Origin of the sequence: Flavobacterium sp. CG_9.1, from assembly GCF_015751645.1 — a bacterium.
GTDB classification, from domain to species: Bacteria; Bacteroidota; Bacteroidia; order Flavobacteriales; family Flavobacteriaceae; genus Flavobacterium; species Flavobacterium xanthum.
The window spans coordinates 39,602-60,240 of the sequence record NZ_JADOVC010000008.1; the positions used below are offsets into that span (position 1 = coordinate 39,602).

The following is a 20,639-nucleotide window of genomic DNA, read 5'->3' on the forward strand; positions in this document are numbered from 1 at the left end:
GCTTTACTCTTTCTTATTCATTACAAAATAATACACCGGAATTCCAAGCGCTACAATACACAAACCTAATCCCGTATTGAACGTATCATAAATCAATAAAGTCAAGCAAATTGCCGAGGTCACTATAATATAAATCGCTGGTACAACTGGATATCCAAACGCTTTATACGGTCTTTCGGCATTTGGTTCTTTTACCCTTAGAATAAAAACACCCAAAATCGTTAGGATATAAAACAACAACGATGCAAAAGTAGCATACGTTAGCAAATCCCCAAATTTTCCCGAAACGCACAATACACAAGCCCAAATGCATTGCACCCACAAGGCCTTAGCCGGAACCTGATTTTTATTCAGTTCAGTGGCTTGTTTAAAAAATAATCCATCTTTTGCCATAGCAAAAAACAATCGTCCTCCCGAGAGAATCAATCCACTATTACAGCCAAAAGTAGAAACCATAATGAGTGCCGCCATTACAAAAACGCCTATATTGCCCATAATCATACTTGCTGCAGCCGCTCCTACTCTATCGTTACTAGCAAACATAATTCCACTACTACTGATATCACCTACGGCTGGAATTCCTTGAAGCGGTAATAGGGCCAAGTATGCCAGGTTTGCTAAAACATAAATAACCGTAACAATTAAAGTTCCTAGAAAGAGACTACGAGGAATATTTCTTTTGGGATCTTTTATTTCTCCCGCAATAAAAGTTACGTTATTCCAAGCATCACTCGAGAAAAGTGAATTGATAATTGTGGCCCCTGCAGCTCCTAAAAGTGCCATTCCAGCTAGTTTTGTTACTGTGATCGTTCCATCTGGATTAGCCACTGTTTTACTTGCTTCCCACATATTTGCAAAATTATCAGACAAAATAGTCGTGTTTAAACCCACATATAATCCTAAAATTATTAAGGCAAAAAGAGCAATCAATTTTGCAGATGTGAATATCAATTGAACCGTTTTTCCGCTTTCAACTCCTTTAGTATTGATGTAGGTAAGCAAAATAATGCTGAATATGGCCAAAACTTTTTGGTACGAAAAAACAAAACCTGTGCCAACAGTAAAAAGAACATTATCCAATACAGGGAAAAAAATCGCTGCATAATTCGCAAAAGTAACCGCAATGGCGGCAATAACACCCGTTTGAATCACCGTAAAAACAGTCCAACCATAAAGGAACGAAATTAGCCTTCCATAGGCACGCTGAATGTACACAAATTGTCCACCAGCATTAGGCATCATTCCTGCCAATTCACCATAACTTAATGCTGCAGCAACCGTAATCAAACCGGTTACAATCCAAATCACTAATAACCAAGCGGCAGAACCAATATCTCTTGCCATAGCGGAGGTAACAATGAAAATCCCAGATCCTATCATGGAACCGGCAACTAAGCTGGTGGCATCTATTAATCCTAAAGAACGTTTTAACTCGGTTTTATTTTCTGACATTGGTAATTTAATTATTTAAAACTGAACACTAATCCTGAAGTATCGGGACTGAACACTGAATACTGACCACTGAATACTACAACTTCTTCGCTTCCTCCCAAAAAATATCCATTTCAGCTAAAGTCATGTCCATTAGGGGTTTTCCTAATTCGCCTGCTTTGCTTTCTAGATATTGAAAGCGTTTGATGAATTTTTTATTAGTACGTTCCAATGCATCTTCGGGATTTACATTCAGAAATCGGGCGTAGTTAATCATCGAAAATAAAACATCTCCAAATTCGGCTTCAATTTTATCCTGATCACCTGCTTCAACCTCAACTTGCAATTCTTCCAATTCTTCCTGCACCTTATCCCAAACCTGATGCGATTCCTCCCAATCAAATCCAACACCTTTTACTTTATCTTGAATTCTACTTGCTTTCACTAAAGCTGGTAAACTTCTTGGAACACCCTCTAAAACAGATTTTTTACCTTCTTTAAGTTTAAGTTTTTCCCAATTTTGTTTTACTTCTTCTTCATCTTTTACTACAACATCACTGTAAATATGCGGATGACGATGAATGAGTTTGTCACAAATTTCATTGCAAACATCGGCTATATCAAAATCATTGGTTTCACTTCCAATTTTAGCATAAAAAACAATATGCAACAGCAAATCACCCAATTCTTTTTTGACTTCATTCAAATCATTATCCAGAATTGCATCGCCTAATTCATAGGTTTCTTCAATAGTCAAATGACGTAAGCTTTGCATGGTTTGCTTTTTGTCCCAAGGACATTTTTCACGCAATTCATCCATAATATCTAGTAATCTCTCGAAAGCTTGCAATTGGGTTTGTCTTGAATTCATCAGAAATTGTTTTTGGTAAAAATAAAAAAATCCTGTTCAGAAAATAGCTGAACAGGATTAAATATTATTGTAGTATAAAATTACTCTTTTTTTGCTTTTGCTTTTTTAGCAGGAGCTTTCACCTCAGCTTCAGGAGTTTCTTCTGCAACGGCTGCAACTTCTTCAGTAACAACTGCAACTGGAGCTTCATCTGTAACTAATCCTTTTGCTTGAAGCATATTGTACCAGTTTAAAACTTTCTTGATATCAGAAGGATACACTCTTTCTTCATCATAATCCGGCAAAATTTCTTTAAAATACGCAGTTAATTTCGCATTATCTTCTTTATGTGAAATTGCTTGCCCTTTGCTTTCTTTATCTGCGATTTTCTGCATAATTTCAGCTAATGGTTTTTCACCTTCATACGTATAAATTGAGATTTCCGACAGTAAGCTTACATTACTTTTTAAATTTACTGTGATTTTTTTACCATCAACTAATGACTCGGCTACAAATCCTGTTCGCGTTTGTACTTGCAATACATATAAACCCGGTTTCCCTGAAATGGCTAATATTTTTTCTAAATTCATGTTTTTTGTAATTATTATTAAGAATTTGACTTACTATTTTTTCTGTTTAAAACCAAAAATCATACCAAGAGAAGCTATATACTGTGTTTTTATCTTCCTTTTTTGGCAAAAAATTTCATTCGGTAATCTTGGAACGTTTTTCCCTCTAAGATATTTTTTAATTTCTTTTGAATCAATCGTTTTTTTAGCGACGATATCTTATCGGTAAATAAAATACCTTCAATATGATCGTATTCATGTTGGATTACTCTAGCAATTAACCCGTCAAAAACTTCGGTTTTCATTACAAAATCCTCTTCACAATATTCAATTGTTATCGTTGGATTTCTAGAAACATCTTCACGCACATCGGGAATACTCAAACAGCCTTCATTAAAACTCCATTCTTCGCCTTCCTCTTTTATCATTTTTGCATTGATAAACGTTTTTTTGAAACCTTTAAGTTCTTTTTGTTCCGCGTCTTCTAATTCTTCATCATCACTAAAAGGCGTGGTATCAATTACAAATAAACGAAGCGCTAATCCTACTTGTGGCGCAGCAAGTCCAACACCGTAAGCATTATACATTGTGTCGTACATGTTAGCAATCGTTTCTTTCAAATTTTGATGTTCCTTTGAAACAACTTCTCCTGTCTTTCTTAAAACTGGATCGCCATATCCTATAATTGGTAAAATCATCGTGTTGTATTAAAAATTATCTTCTGAAATTGGAATATATTCCCATTTGATTCAGTTTGCAAAAATAGTAAAAAAATAGACAATGAATAATCCTCCGTTAATAATTAGCTAATATTTACAATTTAAGGCAAAAGACATCCGTTTATCCTTTGTATAATTCATACAAATCTTACCTTTGCATCGATACGATTATATGTTTTACAAAATACGAAAATTTACCGACAGCACTTATTTTACCAATGCTATAAAAGTTACTATAGCGGCAGTCATTCCTGTTGTAGTATTTTCCTATTTAGGTAAATTTGAGATGGGTTTCGCCATGGCTCTTGGTGCATTTTTTACTTATCCAAGTGATATCCCAAGTAGTTTAAAACACAAAATAAATGGTATTCTTGTCACCGCTTTGCTGGTATCTGGTATTAATCTACTAGTTAATATTGTTTATCCTTTATCGTGGATTTTCTATCCTTTTTTAGCTTTATTGATTTTCCTTATATCGATGATATCCGTTTATGGTCAACGCGCCACCATGGTTTCTTTCTCTTGCTTAATTTCTGTGTCATTGGCCTTTGCCAGCATCAACACAGGCTGGACAATGGTAGTGCATTCAGGTTTAATTCTTGCCGGTAGTTTATTTTACCTTTTAATTTCCCTTATTTTTCATTACGTAAGACCACATCGCTATATCGAATTACAAATTGCTGATTGTATAAAACTAACTGCTAAATACTTGAAACTTCGGGGTGATTTGTGGACTGTAAATGCTGATAAAAAATCGATAATAGAAAAACAATTGCATCTTCAGGTTGAACTAAATGCCATTCATCAAAACATAAGGGAAGTTCTCATTAGTAGTCATACTACTTCCGGCTCTTCTAATCAAAATCGTAAAATGCTTTTGGTTTTTATTTCATTAGTTGAAATTCTTGAACTCGCTTTATCCACGGCATTCGATCATGATAAATTACATCAAAAATTTGATGATCATCCAAATGTTTTATTAAGCTATCAACGTTTGGCTTACAATTTGGCAGCAAGTTTAAAGCTATTATCCAAAAGTGTTAAAAAGCACACGAAGTATCTTTCAAAAAATACGTTGCTGCGTGATTTGAATTCCTTGCAACTTGCCATTGCAGATTATGAAAATGATTTAAAAAAAAATACTGCCTCTGAAGGTGTTTTTATGTTAACAACCATGTTACAATATGCTGAAAAACAAGTAGAGAAAATAAAAATTGTAGAACGTGCCTTCACGCTTAATTTTAACTCACAGGATTTGAAAGGCCTTGATAAGGATTTAGAGAAATTTCTAACACCTCAGTATTATCCGTTGATTACACTAACCGAAAACTTTAGTTTTTCATCAACAATTTTTAGACATTCCTTGCGGTTAACAATAACATTGATGGTAGGTTTTATTATTGGAAAATTTTTACCGTTTCACAATGTATATTGGATTTTACTGACCGTAATTGTAATTATGAGACCTGGTTATGGCTTAACAAAAGCCCGTTCTTTACATCGAATAATTGGTACTTTTTTTGGAGGATTAATTGCTTTTGGGATACTTTTTGTCGTCAAGGATATCAGTGTCATTAGTATTCTTTCCATAATTTGTATGCTATTAGGATTCTCTTTTACTCAAATAAATTATAAGGTAAGTGCAACTTTTATAACCATGTATGTTGTCTTTATTTATGGAATAATCACACCAAACATAGGCGATTTAGTGCAGTACCGCATATTAGATACCGTTGTAGGAGCTGTATTAGCTTTTTTAGCAACTCATTTCTTATGGCCTTCCTGGGAGTTTTTAAACGTACCTGTTTATTTAGAAAAGGCGATCAAAGCGAATCAAGATTATCTAAAAGAAATTTCTATTTTTTACAATAAAAAAGGTAGTATTTCTACTTCCTATCGTTTAGCAAGAAAAAATGCATTCATCGAAATTGGGAATTTGATGGCTTCGTTTCAAAGAATGGTACAAGAACCTAAATCCAAACAAAAACAATTGCCACAAGTTTATAAACTAGCAGTTTTAAATCACTCGTTACTATCCTCTTTAGCTTCTTTAGGCACTTACATTCAATCCCATAAAACCACAAGCGCTTCTGAAGCGTTTAATGTAGTGGTTGATACTGTTCTTAAAAACCTAGACAATGCCATTTCATTACTTAAAGACAACCACAACCTACAAGAAAATCTTCCAAAAGAAGATTTAGCGATGCGGTTTTCAGAATTAAAGAGCATTCGAGAAAAAGAACTAAAAGAAGGATTTCCTATTGATGAAGAAGCATTCCAATTGAAAATGCAGGAAGCGCAATTGGTAATAGAACAATTAATTTGGTTGATTAATTTATCTCAAAGCATCGTCAAAACGACAAAAATTATTAAAGAAAAAGGCGCTGAAAGTAGATAAAGTCTACCATTCAACGCCTCTTATTTATTTTGTAAAATTTCTAATTATTCAGTTTTAAAACAGCAGCCGTTTCTTTCCTAACTTCTTCTAATAAAATAGGATTATCATTCAACTTTTGACCATAAGAAGGAATCATTATTTTTAATTTTTCTTGCCACTCCGGAGTTTCAAATTGCTCCTTAAAACACCTTCCAATTAAATCTACCATAATTGAAACAGCAGTTGATGCACCGGGAGATGCACCCAGCAAAACAGATAAAGATCCATCGGCCGTAGTAATCACTTCTGTACCAAACTCCAGAATCCCACCTCCTTTTTCATCTTTCTTGATAACTTGTACCCGTTGTCCCGCTCGTTCTAAAACCCAGTCTTTTGATTTAGCGCCTGGAACATATTCTCTCAAAGCATTGATCCTGTCTTTTGGAGACTGACGCACTTGCTCAATCAAATATTTTGTAAGCGGAATATTTTTTATACCGGCAGCAATCATTGGTATAATATTATCACTTTTTATGGATAAAGGCAAATCAGAATACGAACCATTTTTTAAAAATCGAGTGGAAAAACCAGCAAAAGGACCAAAAAGCAACTGTCTCTCTCCATTTATCATTCGGGAATCAATATGAGGAACAGACATTGGTGGCGCACCCACACTTGCTTTTCCATACACTTTGGCTTGGTGTTTTGCAATCACTTCCGGATTAGTACATTTAAGCCATTGTCCACTTACCGGAAATCCACCATACCCTTTTCCTTCAGGAACATCTGCTTTTTCTAATAAGGGTAAAGAGCCTCCACCAGCTCCAATAAAAACAAACTTAGTGTATGCTTTCCTTTTTTGGCCTGAAGCCAAATCAGTAATTTTTATTCTCCAAGATTTATCCTCTCGTTGTTTTAATTTTTGAACTTCATGGTTGAAATGAATGGTTACGCCTTCTAATTTTGTTAAATAACCAAAAATGCTCCGGGTTAACTCTCCAAAATTCACATCGGTACCTATTGCCATCGAAGTGGCGGCTACTTTATCTGAATCTTTTCTGCCTTCCATAACTAAAGGCATCCATTTGCTTAATTCTGAAAAATCAGTACTAAAAACCATTTGTTTAAAAAGAGGATTTGAATGTAAAGCTTCAAATCTTTTTTTAAGATAGTCTACATTTTTTTCGCCCCAAACAAAACTCAGATGAGGGATACTTTTAATAAAATTTTCAGGAAATGGAACTTTATTTTGCTTCACTAAATAAGCCCAAAACTGTCGAGAAATCTCAAAAGATTCTGCAATACTAATTGCTTTTTTAGGATCAATACTGCCATCAGCACTTTCAGGAGTATAATTAAGCTCACAAAAAGCAGAGTGACCTGTTCCTGCATTGTTCCAAGCATCAGAACTTTCGGCAGCAGCAATATCTAATCTTTCGTAAATTTCAATTTTTAGATCTGGTTGTAATTCTTTTAAGATTAAGCCTAAGGTGGCGCTCATAATTCCGGCACCTATAAGAACTACTTCACTATTTGTACGTATGGTTGTATCAGACATAACATGGTTTTATAGTGCAAAGATAAATTATATAATTCCTAAAAAAAGCATAAAATTAGACTAAAAAGTTACATTTATCAAACCGTTTTAGCAGAAAACAAGGTATTTATTCGCTGTTTTAAATCCTTTTTCGGGTTAAATAGTCTTGTAGCATTATCGTTGCTGAAATTTCGTCGATAAGTGCTTTATTTTGTCTTTGTTTCTTTTTTAGTCCGCTATCTATCATAGATTGAAAAGCCATTTTTGAAGTAAATCGTTCATCTACCCGTATCACTTTCATATCCGGAAAATGGTTAGTGAAATGGGTTACAAAACCCTTAATGATGGAAGCACTTTCTGAAGGTTCTCCATTCATTTGTTTAGGCTCCCCAATAAGTACCGCTTCAACTTTTTCTTTGGAGAAATAATCTTTCAAAAAAGCAATTGCAGTTACAGATGGAATCGTTGTTAATCCAGAAGCTATGATTTGCATTTCATCCGTAACAGCTATTCCGGTTCGCTTTTGTCCGTAATCTATGGATAGAATTCTTGGCATTTATCTATATTTTTTATCAAAGGTAAAAATGATGATTTATAAAACCTAAAGTGAATCTTTATATTTGATACATCCGAAAACAAAAATGGTGTTTTGTACTACATTAATTTCATAAACACAAGTATAGCCCTTGAAAACGTAATCTCTTATATTTTCACTATCAAAATAAATTGACTTTTTGTAATGAAAGGGGTGTTTTAAATCTTTTTTAATATTTTTAAGTAAATCTTTTCTGAATTTCAAAGCTGCTCTAGGCTTATCCTTATAAATGTAACGAACCTGATCTGTCAATAGTTTTAAAAATTCATTTGAGATATTAACTATCATATTCAGAAAATATTTTGTCTAAAATTGCATCAGCTTCTTCAACTGTATACAATTTTTCATTTCCGCTTTTGAGTTTAGCATATGCAATATCTAGTTTTTCCTTGTTCTCATCGAAATTAGGATCTTCCTGAACAATTTTTAATTCATCAGATGAAAACGAACTCAATAACTCTAAAATTTTAGCTTTTATTCTTGGTTGAAATTCTAATATAATTGTTTCCATGATACTTTCGTTTACTATACAAAGATATAAATTTTTACAAAGTAAAATCTAAACTTACTTCTTGTATAAAGACAATCAAACAAGAAGTTAAATCTGTAACATTTTCAACTCATTTTGCTTTTTTGCTTTTAGTTAAAAATCCTATCTTTGGCTAAAAATTTTTAGACATGAATCCATTACAACCGATTATAGAACAAGCATGGGAAAACCGTGCTTTGTTACAAGAAACGACAACAACTGATGCTATCAGAGAAGTTATTGAATTACTTGACACTGGAAAATTACGTGTGGCTGAACCAGTAGCTGAGAGCTGGCAAGTAAACGAATGGGTAAAGAAAGCGGTTGTCATGTATTTCCCTATTCAAAAAATGGAAACGTTACATTCTGGTATTTTTGAATATCACGACAAAATGTTATTAAAAAAAGACTTTGCCGAAAAAGGAATTCGCGTAGTTCCCAATGCAGTCGCGCGTTATGGAGCATACATATCAAGTGGTGTAATTTTGATGCCAAGTTATGTAAACATAGGTGCTTATGTTGACGAAGGAACTATGGTGGACACATGGGCAACAGTAGGAAGTTGCGCACAAATAGGCAAGCATGTTCACTTAAGCGGTGGCGTAGGAATTGGTGGTGTTCTAGAACCGTTGCAAGCAGCTCCCGTTATTATTGAAGATGGTGCTTTTATAGGTTCTCGTTGTATTGTTGTTGAAGGAGTTCATGTGGGTAAAGAAGCGGTTCTCGGTGCAAACGTATGTTTGACTGCGTCTACAAAAATTATTGATGTTACTGGTGCAACTCCAGTTGAAATGAAAGGTTTTGTTCCAGCGCGCTCAGTAGTAATTCCGGGCAGTTACACTAAATCATTTCCAGCAGGAGATTTTCAAGTTCCATGTGCTTTGATCATCGGACAAAGAAAAGCATCAACTGATTTAAAAACCTCTTTGAATGATGCATTGCGCGAATATAACGTAGCCGTTTAATCCGCTTTTCCTTAAAAAAACTTATAAAAAACACCTATTGGATATTTCAATAATTATAGTTAATTACCGCGGTTGGAAAGCCTTAGATGACTGTTTAGTCTCTATTGAGGCCATCAATTCTAACACTTTATCTTTTGAAGTTATAATTGTTGATAATTTTTCTAATGATGGGCAATTCCCTGTTTTTAAACAAAAGTATTCTGGTTTTACATTTATAGAAAATTCTGGTAATAATGGTTTCTCTAATGGCTGTAACTTTGGTGCAAGTATGGCTCAGGGAAACCATTTCCTTTTTTTGAATCCAGACACAAAACTCACTCTTGAAGCTTTAGAGGTTCTTTTGCAAACTGCTATTTCACATCCTGAAATTGGAATTCTATCTTGTTTGCAAATAAATGAAAATAATGTTTTTTACAAACAGAATAATTTATTTCCGGCTTTGGGTCGCTTTTTTGGTATTTCACGATCGTTTTTCAGAAAGTGGAATAAAACAAAACTGGAAAAACGTTTCAACACTGCAACGGATTTGTTTTACCCAGATTGGGTAACAGGAGCCGTGGTGTTCATAAGTAGAAACTGGTTTGACAAAATAAAAGGCTGGAATGAAGATTACTGGCTGTATTTTGAGGATGTAGACCTTTGCAAAAAAGTTTCTGATTCCGGAGGAAAAGTAGCTGTCACTAAAAAAGCAACGATATTCCATCAACATGGTGGTGCTTCCCGATTAAATGTTAAGACAAAAGCACTCACAAAAACAGAAGTAATCATTTCGAAACATGTTTATATTAGCAATCAATTTCCACCAGCAATTCAACTATATTTACATAGTGCATTGCTTATAGGGGTACTGATTGAGAAAACATTATTGTCCCTTATAAGTGTGTTTCTATTTTTTATACCAAAGTTAAAAGTGAACCCTTTAATGCTTAAAAACCTAACTGTTTATTATTTCAATGTGTTGCAAAACCAAACATGGATTAGTCCTCGTGCGATGAATTACTTGAAAACAAAAGTATAATTTTTCTAACTTCACGTCAAATGAAAATACTTGTAATTCAGCAAAAGATGATTGGAGATGTTTTAGTAAGCTCCCTATTATGCGATAATTTGCGCAAAGCGTATCCAAATGCTCAAATAGACTATATGGTATATGAATCTACAAGAGCCGTTGTAGAAGGCAATTCTAGTTTTGATAATTTAGTGCTTTTTGAAAAAAAGCATCAAATAAGCAAATGGGAATATTTTAAATTATTACAATCCATTCGTGCCGAAAAATATGATATCGTTATCGATGCTTATTCCAAGTTAGAAAGCTGGCTGGTAGTACTATTTTCGGGTGCAAAACAAAAAATTTCCTATTGGAAAAAAGGAAGAGACTTCCTTTACACCGATACTGTCAAAAGAAAAAAAACATCAAGTACAAATTTAGGTTTGATCATCGAGCAGCGTTTGTCCTTACTAGATCCTCTGCATCTCGATATTAAATTAGACACTTTCCCTAGAATTTATGTTTCACAAAAGGAAAAAGAATTTGCAACTTCGCTTTTTGAATCACAAGCAATAAATAGGTCAAAAAAAACAATCATGCTTAGCATAATTGGAAGTAGTTTGGATAAAACCTATCCACTAGACTATATGTCAAAACTGATTGATTTTATAGCTGCAAAAGGTGATGTTAATTTGCTCTTTAATTATATGCCACAGCAAAATGAAGCAGCAAAAATAATTTACGATGGATGTACAGAAGCAACTAAATCTAAGATCTACCCAACAGCTTTAGGAAAAAACATACGTGAGTTTATTGCCATAATGGATTCCTGTGACCTAATAATTGGTAATGATGGTGGCGCTATAAATATGGCAAAAGCTTTAGAAAAACCTTCCTTTATTGTTTTTTCCCCCTGGATTGATAAAAAAGGATGGGCTACTTTTGAAGATGGTATTAATCATATTTCACTGCACCTTCAAGAATTTAAACCCAATCTATTTAGAGGAAAATCTGCTAAAATTATAAAAAAAGAAACGGCTGAATTTTACAGAGAGTTTACTCCAGAGTTAATTTATCCTAAATTAAGCACTTTTTTAAAAACACATTTAAAATAACAAGTAACTCTAAAATTTGAAGTTCCAGAGAATAATCTATTTTTGTAAAACAGACAAAAGGCAATGAATCATAATTCCAATACTGAAATTTCAGTTTTAATAATCACTCTAAACGAGGAGAACCAAATCAAGGCTCTATTAGCTGATTTGGATTTTGCTGCTGAAATTATTGTCGTGGATTCATTCAGCACAGATCAAACTGAAGCCATTTGTCGATCATTTAAAAAGGTGACTTTTATCCAACATAAGTTTGAAAATTATTCTTCACAAAGAAATTTTGCTATATCTCAAGCCAAAAACGATTGGATTTTATTTCTTGATGCAGATGAACGACTAACTCCTGCATTAAAAAAAGAAGTACTAACGACTGTGAAAAATAACGAAACAATTGCGGCATTTCTTTTCCAACGTACCTTTATGTTTCAAGAAAAAGTACTGCATTTCAGCGGAAATCAAACGGATAAAATATTTAGACTTTTTAATAAAAACAATGCTGAATACAGTAAAGATAGACTTGTACACGAAAAATTAAAAGTACAGGGAAAAGTAGGTATTCTGAAAAACAAACTCGTTCATTATTCCTATTCCAGTTATGATGGGTATAAAGCAAAAACCATCCGCTACGGAAAACTTAAAGCACAGGAAAAGTTTCTTAAAAATCAAAAGCCTTCCTTTTTATTGCGCTTTTTACATCCCACATATAATTTTATGTTCAATTATATTGCGCGATTAGGATTTCTTGATGGAAAGAAAGGATTGATTATCTGCTACCTAAATGCCAATTCCGTTTATATTCGATACCTAGAATTAGACCAACTTTGGAATAAAAATTCGCTATCGCCAAAACAATAATTTCTTTTTACACACAATCTTCTTGTGAAATTTGGTCTGAAAATCATTGGTATAAAAACACATTTTAGCAAAAACAACATCGTAATTTTTATGATATAGTTTTGCATACGCATCACTCATCACCGCCAACATTTCAATTTTTGGCGTCAGCCGATTAAAATTTCTCATGCGTAGCTCAAAGTCCATCGCGCCGTGAAAATTCATTCGGTTTAGATCCACCAAGAAAAATTCATATTGATTCCCAATCCCCTTTCTAATCAAAGTATTACCTGGAGAATGATCCAGAAATTCAATGCCTTTTTCATGTAAATCAAACGTAAATTTAGTAAACTGCCGCAAAATATTTTCATGATCGGGATACTCTGGATGCAGCACTAATTCTCTAAAAGTTAGATCGGACTGAAGATGCTCACTGATGTAAAAGCTTTGTTCAAGACCGGAGAATTTAAAATTTTCAGCGTAAGCGATTGGTTGTGGTGTTCCAATGCCATTTTCAATCAATCGAATAGCATATTCGAATGAGCGTCTGGCCTTTGATTTTCTAAAATACTTATACGCCACCTGATTAATTAGATTTGGTATTTTAAAAGACTTGATATTAATCGTTATATCAGCTAAATCAAACAGTTTAATCTTATTTCTTTGACCATCTCCAAATAGCTTTCCTGCTGCATCAAAATTAGCGACACAAGTTCTAATTAGTTTCTCAGAAGATTGGTAAGAAGGATTAAAGATATATTTCATAAAAAGAAGAATTGAATGACAAAAGTAAGTATTGAATTCAACACTTAAAAAATTTAATGTAATTTTACCCAAAAATTTTTACTAATTCCGCTTTTTGGCATCGGTCTTTGAGTATACAATGGGTGTTTTGTTGCGTATTTATCAGCAAACGGAGTGGGAATTTAAGTGAAGAATCGATATACAAATAACTAAAAACCGCAGTTTTAAATAATAATAAAAGAATGACAATTTTACATATTTCAGCAGTTAAAAGTTGGGGCGGCGGTGAAAACCACATCGAAAATCTATGTTTCGAGTTGGCAGCATCAAATCCAGAAGTAAAAAATGTAGTGTTATGCGTAAAAGACGAACTTTTTCATCAGCGCCTTTCTAAAACCAATATTACAACAGAAACAGCTCCTTTAGCTATTAATCTAGATGTCCGTTTTGTATTAAAAATAATAAAACTAAGCAAAAAATATAAGGCTGATATTATCCATCTTCATGATCCATCAGCGATTGTTTTAGCGATTATTGCTGATAAATTTGCCAGTTTACCTCCTTTTGTTTTCAGCAAGAAGACATCGTTTCCTATCAAAAATAAAAAGGGGACACTCTATAAATATAATTATTCTAAAATTAAAAAATATTTATGCGTTTCAGAAGAGACTAAAAGAATCACGGCGGCATCAATAATTGATAAAGAAAAGTTAGTAACGATTTACCACGGGACCAATATTAGTACTAAAAATACGCAAACTCCTTTTTTGTTGAGAGAAAAATTTACTGTTGATCCATCTGTAAAAATAATTGGTATAATCGGTAATCATATCAGAGCAAAACATTTTGAAACATTAATTGAGGTCGTTAACGAAATTGTTAACGAACAAAAAAGAACAGACTTCTTTTTTGTTCAAATCGGCACTTTTACAGATAGAACTGAGAATCTTTTAAAAATGGTTGCAGCATTAGAATTAGAAAACCACATTTGCTTTTTAGGATTTACTCCACATGCTTCTAATTTTATTCCACAATTTGATGCCCTACTAATTACTTCGCAAAGTGAAGGATTACCATTAGTTATTTATGAAAGTTTTTATCATTGCAAACCAGTTATCAGCACCAACGTAGGTGGAATTTCGGAAATTATTACAGATGGAGTAAATGGTCTTTTGGCTCCAGTATACGATTTCAAAAAGGTGTCAGAAAAAATATTTTATCTGTTTGAAAACGAAGAATTAATTCCAAAATTCACTGCAATTTCGAGAGAGAAGCTAATTACTAATTATACCAGCACTATCATGGCTAAAAAAACTTTAGAACTGTATAAATCTGTAATTTATGGAAATGAACAAAAAAAATCCACAAGGCATTTTAATTGATAAAAAAAAGTGTCTTGGGAAATTCTTCTATCACCTTTAGAAATTGAACCACAAATACAGCGGCAATAATTAACGAAGGAATCTAGCTTTTTAGATACAGTTAGAGATTATAAGAAATTGAAAACGACCTAATAGAAATAATAAATAAATCCACTTTAAGAAGTAAATTAAAATTAAAGGACCGAACTGTTTAAAAACAAGTTAAGATTAAAAAATTACGTAAATCGTTACACGGCTATTAAATTAGAATGCAACGCTAAAAAAAATGAAAGTTTATAATTGTTAAAATATCTTCTTTCTACCAAAAATCAATTTCTTTTTGAAATCTTCCATTGTATCTCTGCCTCTAATGTCTATACGCTGAATGAGATACTTATTTTTAAAAGGAAATACATTTATCCTATTGCCGATTCTAAGACCGTATTTTATACCGTATTTTTCAAGCAACTTAAAGAACTGATCTTGTTTAATTCCTTTCTTTCTATAATATCCGCCATAAGTGTATGCTAATGCTGGGATCACATTTAAACCCTCCTTTTTAATTACTTCTTGACACAATTGAAGATCCTTCTCAATTTCTTCTAAAGTTAAGTCCGCATAATTATCATGTTTAAAAGTATGATAGCCTAATTCGATATGAGAACTTACTTCTAATAATTGCCGCTTGCTCATCATGATCATATTATCAGAGACAAATTTTCCATTCCAATCTGCTTTTTGTCCTATTCTTCCCAAAACAATAAAACAAACTGCCTTAAAGTTATACTGCTTCAGCAAAGGATATAACTCACTGTAATTATCTAAAAAGCCGTCATCAAAAGTAAGTACGACAGATCTAGGTGGCAATGACTGTTTTTTATTATTTAATTCTTCAAAATCTGATAAAGAGAGTATCGTGTAATGGTTGTTCTTCAAATAGTCAAACTGTTCTATTATTTTCTCTTTGCTGATGGTAATTTGATCTTCAAAACCGTCAATTGAAATGGAATGATATTCCAGGATTCTTACTTTTTTTGAAGCGGAAGAAAGTAATTTAAACTGAAAATTTAAAAAAGCCAAAAAGGAAACAATAATGAAAACCACTATAAATATACCGTAAATCATACTTTATTATATTAGAGCTAAATGTAATTATTAAAGAACTAAAACTTCATTCAATACATTCAATATTTTTGTCCCAATTATTAATCTTGTAGAAGTTGCTAATAAAAATGCAGCACCTGCCAAGACAAATTGATCCTGCATTACTTTATCATTAATTAAAGCCTCTGCCTTATTGGCAAAATCGATTGAATTTCCAACTTCTGCTAACAAACCAGTTTCATTGTCAATTAACACTGTGGGAATTCCGCCAGCCCTAGAGGCCACAACTGGAACATTACAGGCATAACTTTCGAGAATAACACCTCCAGTAGCTTCATTATTTGAGGTAAATAAGAACAAATCAAACTCCGGTAGACACCTATTTATGTCATTTCTAAAACCAGTAAATATAACTTCATTTTCTAAACCTTTTGATTTCACGTACTCTTTGATTTCTTGCTCCATTGAACCATCGCCAATCAAAAAATACTTAGCTTTTAATCCTCTTTTATAAAGTTCTTCGGCAGTATTAACCCAGGTATAATGATCTTTTACTTTACAAAATGCCGATACATTGCCTATAATCTTAAAATCTGCTGGAATATTAAATTCTTTGTGAAGGTACCCTGTTTTTACATTATGAAGAAAATTAGCGGTATCAACTACACTACCAATAACTGTTAATTTGGAATGATCTTTTATGGATAATTTAAGAATCTCAACCACAGGCTCCGAAATACAGATAATTTTTTTTATCCCTTTATAATTGTATTTGTATTTTCTGAAAAAATTAGTCCCTACGTTTTTAATTAAAGTTCGAAACAACACTAATGGAACATCTAAACCATAAAAAATGCATGATAAAACAGCTAAAGTATGTGATTTACTATTGTGCATTAGAATAATGTTAGATTGAAACTCTAATGCAATTTGCTTGAATTTTTTAGCGAATTTAAAATCATATTCCGACTTGTAATCAAATCCTTTTACGTTTAAATTTCGATCTTTAGCAATTTTGTAGATTTCAGAATCATTTGGACAAACAATTAATTGATCTTTAGCAAATTCGTTATCTCTAAAAGATTCATAAATATCAATTATCATTTGTTCGTGACCTCTCCAAACTTTTGAAGCAGTAAAATGTATTAATCTCATTTGCTTTTTATTACCTTATATTTTCTATGTAAAAATACACTTTTAGCAATACAAAGCAACTTAAAAAGTACCTAAAAACCAAAGCTAAATGTAGGTATTAATTTATTTTAAAAACTACTGAAATCCAATTACTTAACTTATATTTATTTAAGATATCAGTCTGAATCTCTTGATAATCAGTTTCAAAAAAGGCAGTTGGTATTTCATAATTAGTTTCTGAAATAACCCAAATGTTATTTTTATCATAAAAATCATAATTAACAATATCCGCATTACTAGTAATTAACTTCTTTTGGTATCCCAGTGCTTCAAAAACACGAAAACTTAATCCACTTTGATTTCCTCTTTGTATATCGATCAAGACTGAACTTTTAGCTATTATTTTTTTAACTTCATGTAATGGCAAGTATTGATCAACAATTTCAATATTATTGCGATTGCATATTTTCTTTCTTTTTACAATAAAACGGAAAGAAATATTTTTATCTTTTAAGTAATATGCCAGTTTTTCTAAAAACAGGACTCTTTTGTCAAATGAAGAAATATTGAAAACTGTTTGCACTTTAGTTTCCTTTTGAATTTCATCATCATAAATATAATTGGTCAAAAATTGAAAATTATATTTTTGAACATCATTCTTATCATAACTATAAACAGTATCAAACAAATACAGTGTTTTTTTCTGTCCTTTATAATTTTCAATTCCATCAAATAAAAAGCAGGTCATCTCAATTGTATTTTCCTTCAAATAAATTAGCGCGTCCTTTTGGAATTTATCGTGTCTGAAAATCATTACCTGATCAAATATTATGTTTTTGTCTTTAATTACTTTCTTAATGAAATTGGTTTTGTTTTTTTCTTTTAAACCTTGACTTAAAAATAATTTAAAAAAAAAATTACTGATTCTAGAAAATTTATTTCTGTATGAAAATGGAATTAAGTCAATATTAACATAAGTCAAGTCAACGTTTTCCATTGAATTCAGTCGATCTACTATAAAATCTACATATCCAAAAGTATGAATCGTAATAATTGCTATTTTTTTAATTTTTGTCATTATGCTTATATTTGTAAATAATTATACATTGCAAAAGTAATAAGTTAATCATTAATTCATAAATTAAAATGAACGACGAAGTCCATAAAGCATTCGAAATTATACAACAAGGCGGAATTATCCTCTATCCTACAGACACCGTTTGGGGAATTGGCTGTGATGCTACAAATGCAGAAGCAGTTGCCAAAATCTACAAACTCAAGAAAAGAATCGAAACACAAAGCATGATTGTTTTGATGAATGGCGAAAAAATGATGTACAACGTTTTCAAAGACATTCCTGAAGTTGCCTGGCAAATCATGGATTTATCAGATCTTAGCGAAAGCGAACAGGCCGCGCAAAACCCTATCACCTTGATATTAGATAAACCAAGAAATGTAGCACCAAATTTAATCGCTCCAGACAACACATTGGGAATCCGAATTGTAAAAGAGCCTTTCTGCTTTAAACTATTAGAAAAGATGAAAATACCATTAGTTTCTACCTCGGCAAATATTTCAGGGCAACCAACACCAAAAAGTTTTAAAGAAATTAGTCCCGAGATTATAAAAGGTGTAGACTATATTGTAAATTTGCAGCGCGATAAAATTGCTGGAAAACCTTCTACAATTATAAAATTGACAAACGATTCACAGGTGAAAGTGATTCGAAAATAGTTTTTTGCAGCCACAGATTCACAGATTTAAATAAGATTACAAAAGACAAAAACACTGATTCTCGATAAGTTTAAAGAAAAACGCGATTTCAGAAAGGGATTCAATTATAATAAGTGAATCTGCGGCGATTTAAACATTTATTGAAATTTCAGATAGTACTATAAAAAATCAAAATCAGTGATTTAAATAAATTTTATTGTAAAATGTCAAACTATTTATACGAAGAAGATACTTATAAAATTATTGGAGCCTTGATGGAGGTCCATAAAAACCTCGGGAAAGGATTTTCTGAAATTGTATATAAAGATGCATTCGAATATGAATTAAAAACAAATGGAATTTTTTTTGAAAGAGAAAAAGAATATTTAGTTCATTATAAAGACATCGTTTTAAATCATAAATTCTATGCCGATTTTGTTATTGTAGACAAAATTATACTTGAAATAAAAAGTACTGAATCATTACATGAAAAGCATATTTCTCAATGTTTAAATTATTTGCATGTTTCAGGTCATAGACTTGCAATTTTAGTCAATTTCAATAAGACCTCACTTGAATACAAAAGAATAATTAAATAATAGTTGAAAAAAATCTGTGAATCCGTGGCTATTTCAAACAATTACAAACAAGCACTACATAATAAAATATTCGAAGTCATTTCTGAAGCTTCCCAAGAACTAAACATGAAAAGTTATGTCATTGGTGGCTTCGTACGTGACTTGATCTTAAACAGAGACTTTAAAAAAGACATCGATGTTGTTGCTGTAGGCAGCGGAATCGAATTAGCTTTAAAAGTCTCTCAACTACTTCCAAAAAAACCAAAAGTTCAAGTTTTCAAAACTTACGGAACAGCGATGTTGCGTTTTGAAGATACTGAAATTGAGTTTGTAGGTGCCAGAAAAGAATCATACCATTTTGAGAGTCGGAATCCAGTTGTGGAAAATGGAACGCTGGAAGACGATCAAAACCGACGCGATTTTTCGATAAATGCTTTGGCACTATCTTTAAACAAAGAAAATTTTGGAGAACTATCCGATCCATTTAATGGACTCGAAGATTTAAAAAACAAAATAATTAGAACACCTTTGGATCCAGATATTACTTTTTCTGATGATCCATTGCGCATGTTAAGAGGCATTCGATTTGCGAATCAATTAGGTTTTGAAATTGAAGGAAATTCGTTGAACTCTATAACCAAAAACGCAGAACGAATCAAAATCATTTCTGGAGAACGCATCGTTGATGAACTGAATAAAATCCTTTTGACAGACAAGCCTTCCATAGGATTTTTGCTTTTGTTCAAAACAGGAATTTTAGATATTATCCTTCCCGAATTGACTGCGCTGAATCAAGTGGAGGAAATCGAAGGTCATACCCATAAAAATAATTTCTATCACACGCTGGAAGTCGTTGATAATATTTGTCCAAATACGGATGATGTATGGTTGCGCTGGTCGGCCTTATTGCACGATATTGGAAAAGCGCCAACAAAACGTTTTAATAAAAAGCAAGGCTGGACTTTTCACGGACATGAGTTTCTGGGTGGTAAGATGGCAAAAAAGATATTTGAACGTTTGCACATGCCATTGAATCATAAAATGAAATTTGTGCAAAAAATGGTCATGATGAGTTCGCGGCCAATTGTATTATCGCAAGATACGGTTACAGATTCTGCAGTACGCCGCTTGGTATTTGATGCAGGTGAAGATGTCGAAAATTTAATGACGTTGTGCGAAGCCGATATTACAACCAAGAATCCAAATAAGTTCAAGAAATATCATAATAATTTTGAAATCGTCCGCAAGAAAATTGTGGAAGTAGAAGAACGTGATCAAGTACGTAATTTTCAACCGCCTATTTTAGGAGAAGAAATTATGGAGCTATTTAACTTGAAGCCATCTAAGGAAATAGGGATGCTTAAGGAAGCAATTAAAGAAGCGATTCTAGAAGGAGAAATCCCAAATGAATATCAGGCAGCCTATCAATTTATGCTAAAAAAAGCAGCGAAAATTGGCCTAAAGATTAACGCTTGTTGAATTAACAATTCATAGGTTTT

The 20,639-nt window shown here is 32.5% G+C and carries 21 protein-coding genes; 9 read left to right on the forward strand and 12 right to left on the reverse strand.

Translation table 11 applies throughout. The features are described 5' to 3' along the window. Window positions 1-3: 3 nt before the first annotated feature. The 4 genes from IWX83_RS06095 to def all read right to left on the reverse strand — a co-directional run bounded on the left by IWX83_RS06095 (window position 4) and on the right by def (window position 3,548). A complete protein-coding gene (locus tag IWX83_RS06095) occupies window positions 4-1,452 on the reverse strand; it encodes an APC family permease (protein ID WP_196828365.1) in 1,449 nt (482 codons plus the stop codon). A 76-nt stretch (window positions 1,453-1,528) separates the two neighbouring features. Further along, window positions 1,529-2,302: a nucleoside triphosphate pyrophosphohydrolase gene (mazG, locus tag IWX83_RS06100; RefSeq protein WP_196828367.1), complete on the reverse strand. Its 774-nt coding sequence runs from the start codon at window positions 2,300-2,302 to the stop codon at window positions 1,529-1,531. 80 nt (window positions 2,303-2,382) lie between these two features. Then, window positions 2,383-2,871 carry a DUF5606 domain-containing protein gene (locus tag IWX83_RS06105; RefSeq protein WP_073353737.1) on the reverse strand — a complete coding sequence of 163 codons (489 nt, stop codon included), beginning with the start codon at window positions 2,869-2,871 and terminating at the stop codon, window positions 2,383-2,385. Window positions 2,872-2,960: 89 nt separating this feature from the next. Further along, window positions 2,961-3,548, reverse strand: a complete 588-nt coding sequence (def, locus tag IWX83_RS06110; RefSeq protein WP_073353741.1) for a peptide deformylase — start codon at window positions 3,546-3,548, stop codon at window positions 2,961-2,963. 193 nt (window positions 3,549-3,741) lie between these two features. On the opposite strand from def, the gene IWX83_RS06115 reads away from it, so the two are divergent. After that, window positions 3,742-5,967: an FUSC family membrane protein gene (locus IWX83_RS06115; protein WP_196828369.1), complete on the forward strand. Its 2,226-nt coding sequence runs from the start codon at window positions 3,742-3,744 to the stop codon at window positions 5,965-5,967. Window positions 5,968-6,007: 40 nt separating this feature from the next. Here the strand turns inward: IWX83_RS06115 and IWX83_RS06120 are convergent, their stop codons facing one another. From IWX83_RS06120 to IWX83_RS06135, 4 genes are all read right to left on the reverse strand, one after another. Beyond that, entirely contained in the window at window positions 6,008-7,504 is a 1,497-nt protein-coding gene (locus IWX83_RS06120) for a malate:quinone oxidoreductase (protein WP_196828371.1), read from the reverse strand. Between the two features lie 118 nt (window positions 7,505-7,622). After that, window positions 7,623-8,039: a Holliday junction resolvase RuvX gene (gene ruvX / locus IWX83_RS06125; protein ID WP_073353750.1), complete on the reverse strand. Its 417-nt coding sequence runs from the start codon at window positions 8,037-8,039 to the stop codon at window positions 7,623-7,625. A 45-nt stretch (window positions 8,040-8,084) separates the two neighbouring features. Next, window positions 8,085-8,366, reverse strand: a complete 282-nt coding sequence (locus tag IWX83_RS06130) for a type II toxin-antitoxin system RelE/ParE family toxin (protein ID WP_196828373.1) — start codon at window positions 8,364-8,366, stop codon at window positions 8,085-8,087. Next, entirely contained in the window at window positions 8,356-8,589 is a 234-nt protein-coding gene (locus tag IWX83_RS06135; protein WP_073021492.1) for a hypothetical protein, read from the reverse strand. The genes IWX83_RS06130 and IWX83_RS06135 overlap by 11 nt, the downstream gene beginning before the upstream one ends. Before the next feature lie 167 nt (window positions 8,590-8,756). Here IWX83_RS06135 and IWX83_RS06140 point away from each other — a divergent pair, with 167 nt between their 5' ends. The 4 genes from IWX83_RS06140 (at window position 8,757) to IWX83_RS06155 (ending at window position 12,527) form a co-directional block, all read left to right on the forward strand. After that, window positions 8,757-9,572: a 2,3,4,5-tetrahydropyridine-2,6-dicarboxylate N-succinyltransferase gene (locus IWX83_RS06140; RefSeq protein WP_196828374.1), complete on the forward strand. Its 816-nt coding sequence runs from the start codon at window positions 8,757-8,759 to the stop codon at window positions 9,570-9,572. A 37-nt stretch (window positions 9,573-9,609) separates the two neighbouring features. Then, the gene (locus tag IWX83_RS06145; protein ID WP_196828376.1) at window positions 9,610-10,590 is read left to right on the forward strand and encodes a glycosyltransferase family 2 protein; all 981 of its coding nucleotides are present in this window, start codon (window positions 9,610-9,612) and stop codon (window positions 10,588-10,590) included. A gap of 20 nt (window positions 10,591-10,610) precedes the next feature. Then, window positions 10,611-11,675 (forward strand): glycosyltransferase family 9 protein, encoded by a 1,065-nt coding sequence (locus IWX83_RS06150; protein ID WP_231379838.1) that lies wholly within the window; start codon window positions 10,611-10,613, stop codon window positions 11,673-11,675. Between the two features lie 63 nt (window positions 11,676-11,738). Further along, entirely contained in the window at window positions 11,739-12,527 is a 789-nt protein-coding gene (locus IWX83_RS06155) for a glycosyltransferase family 2 protein (protein ID WP_196828378.1), read from the forward strand. On the opposite strand, the gene IWX83_RS06160 is transcribed toward IWX83_RS06155, so the two are convergent. Then, window positions 12,510-13,271, reverse strand: coding sequence for a lipopolysaccharide kinase InaA family protein (locus IWX83_RS06160; RefSeq protein WP_196828380.1), 762 nt, complete (start codon window positions 13,269-13,271; stop codon window positions 12,510-12,512). The genes IWX83_RS06155 and IWX83_RS06160 overlap by 18 nt on opposite strands. A gap of 221 nt (window positions 13,272-13,492) precedes the next feature. On the opposite strand from IWX83_RS06160, the gene IWX83_RS06165 reads away from it, so the two are divergent. Next, window positions 13,493-14,632: a glycosyltransferase family 4 protein gene (locus IWX83_RS06165; protein ID WP_196828382.1), complete on the forward strand. Its 1,140-nt coding sequence runs from the start codon at window positions 13,493-13,495 to the stop codon at window positions 14,630-14,632. A 282-nt stretch (window positions 14,633-14,914) separates the two neighbouring features. Here the strand turns inward: IWX83_RS06165 and IWX83_RS06170 are convergent, their stop codons facing one another. The 3 genes from IWX83_RS06170 to IWX83_RS06180 form a co-directional block, all read right to left on the reverse strand. Continuing rightward, a complete protein-coding gene (locus tag IWX83_RS06170; RefSeq protein ID WP_196828384.1) occupies window positions 14,915-15,736 on the reverse strand; it encodes a polysaccharide deacetylase family protein in 822 nt (273 codons plus the stop codon). Between the two features lie 30 nt (window positions 15,737-15,766). Next, entirely contained in the window at window positions 15,767-16,870 is a 1,104-nt protein-coding gene (locus tag IWX83_RS06175; protein WP_196828386.1) for a glycosyltransferase, read from the reverse strand. A 97-nt stretch (window positions 16,871-16,967) separates the two neighbouring features. Beyond that, a complete protein-coding gene (locus IWX83_RS06180) occupies window positions 16,968-17,927 on the reverse strand; it encodes a hypothetical protein (RefSeq protein WP_196828388.1) in 960 nt (319 codons plus the stop codon). Between the two features lie 68 nt (window positions 17,928-17,995). Here IWX83_RS06180 and IWX83_RS06185 point away from each other — a divergent pair, with 68 nt between their 5' ends. The 3 genes from IWX83_RS06185 (at window position 17,996) to IWX83_RS06195 (ending at window position 20,619) form a co-directional block, all read left to right on the forward strand. Beyond that, on the forward strand, window positions 17,996-18,583 hold the full coding sequence (locus tag IWX83_RS06185) for an L-threonylcarbamoyladenylate synthase (protein WP_196828390.1): 588 nt from the start codon (window positions 17,996-17,998) through the stop codon (window positions 18,581-18,583). Between the two features lie 203 nt (window positions 18,584-18,786). After that, window positions 18,787-19,161, forward strand: coding sequence for a GxxExxY protein (locus IWX83_RS06190; RefSeq protein WP_196828392.1), 375 nt, complete (start codon window positions 18,787-18,789; stop codon window positions 19,159-19,161). A 12-nt stretch (window positions 19,162-19,173) separates the two neighbouring features. Next, window positions 19,174-20,619 (forward strand): CCA tRNA nucleotidyltransferase, encoded by a 1,446-nt coding sequence (locus IWX83_RS06195; protein ID WP_370568391.1) that lies wholly within the window; start codon window positions 19,174-19,176, stop codon window positions 20,617-20,619. Window positions 20,620-20,639: the final 20 nt, after the last annotated feature.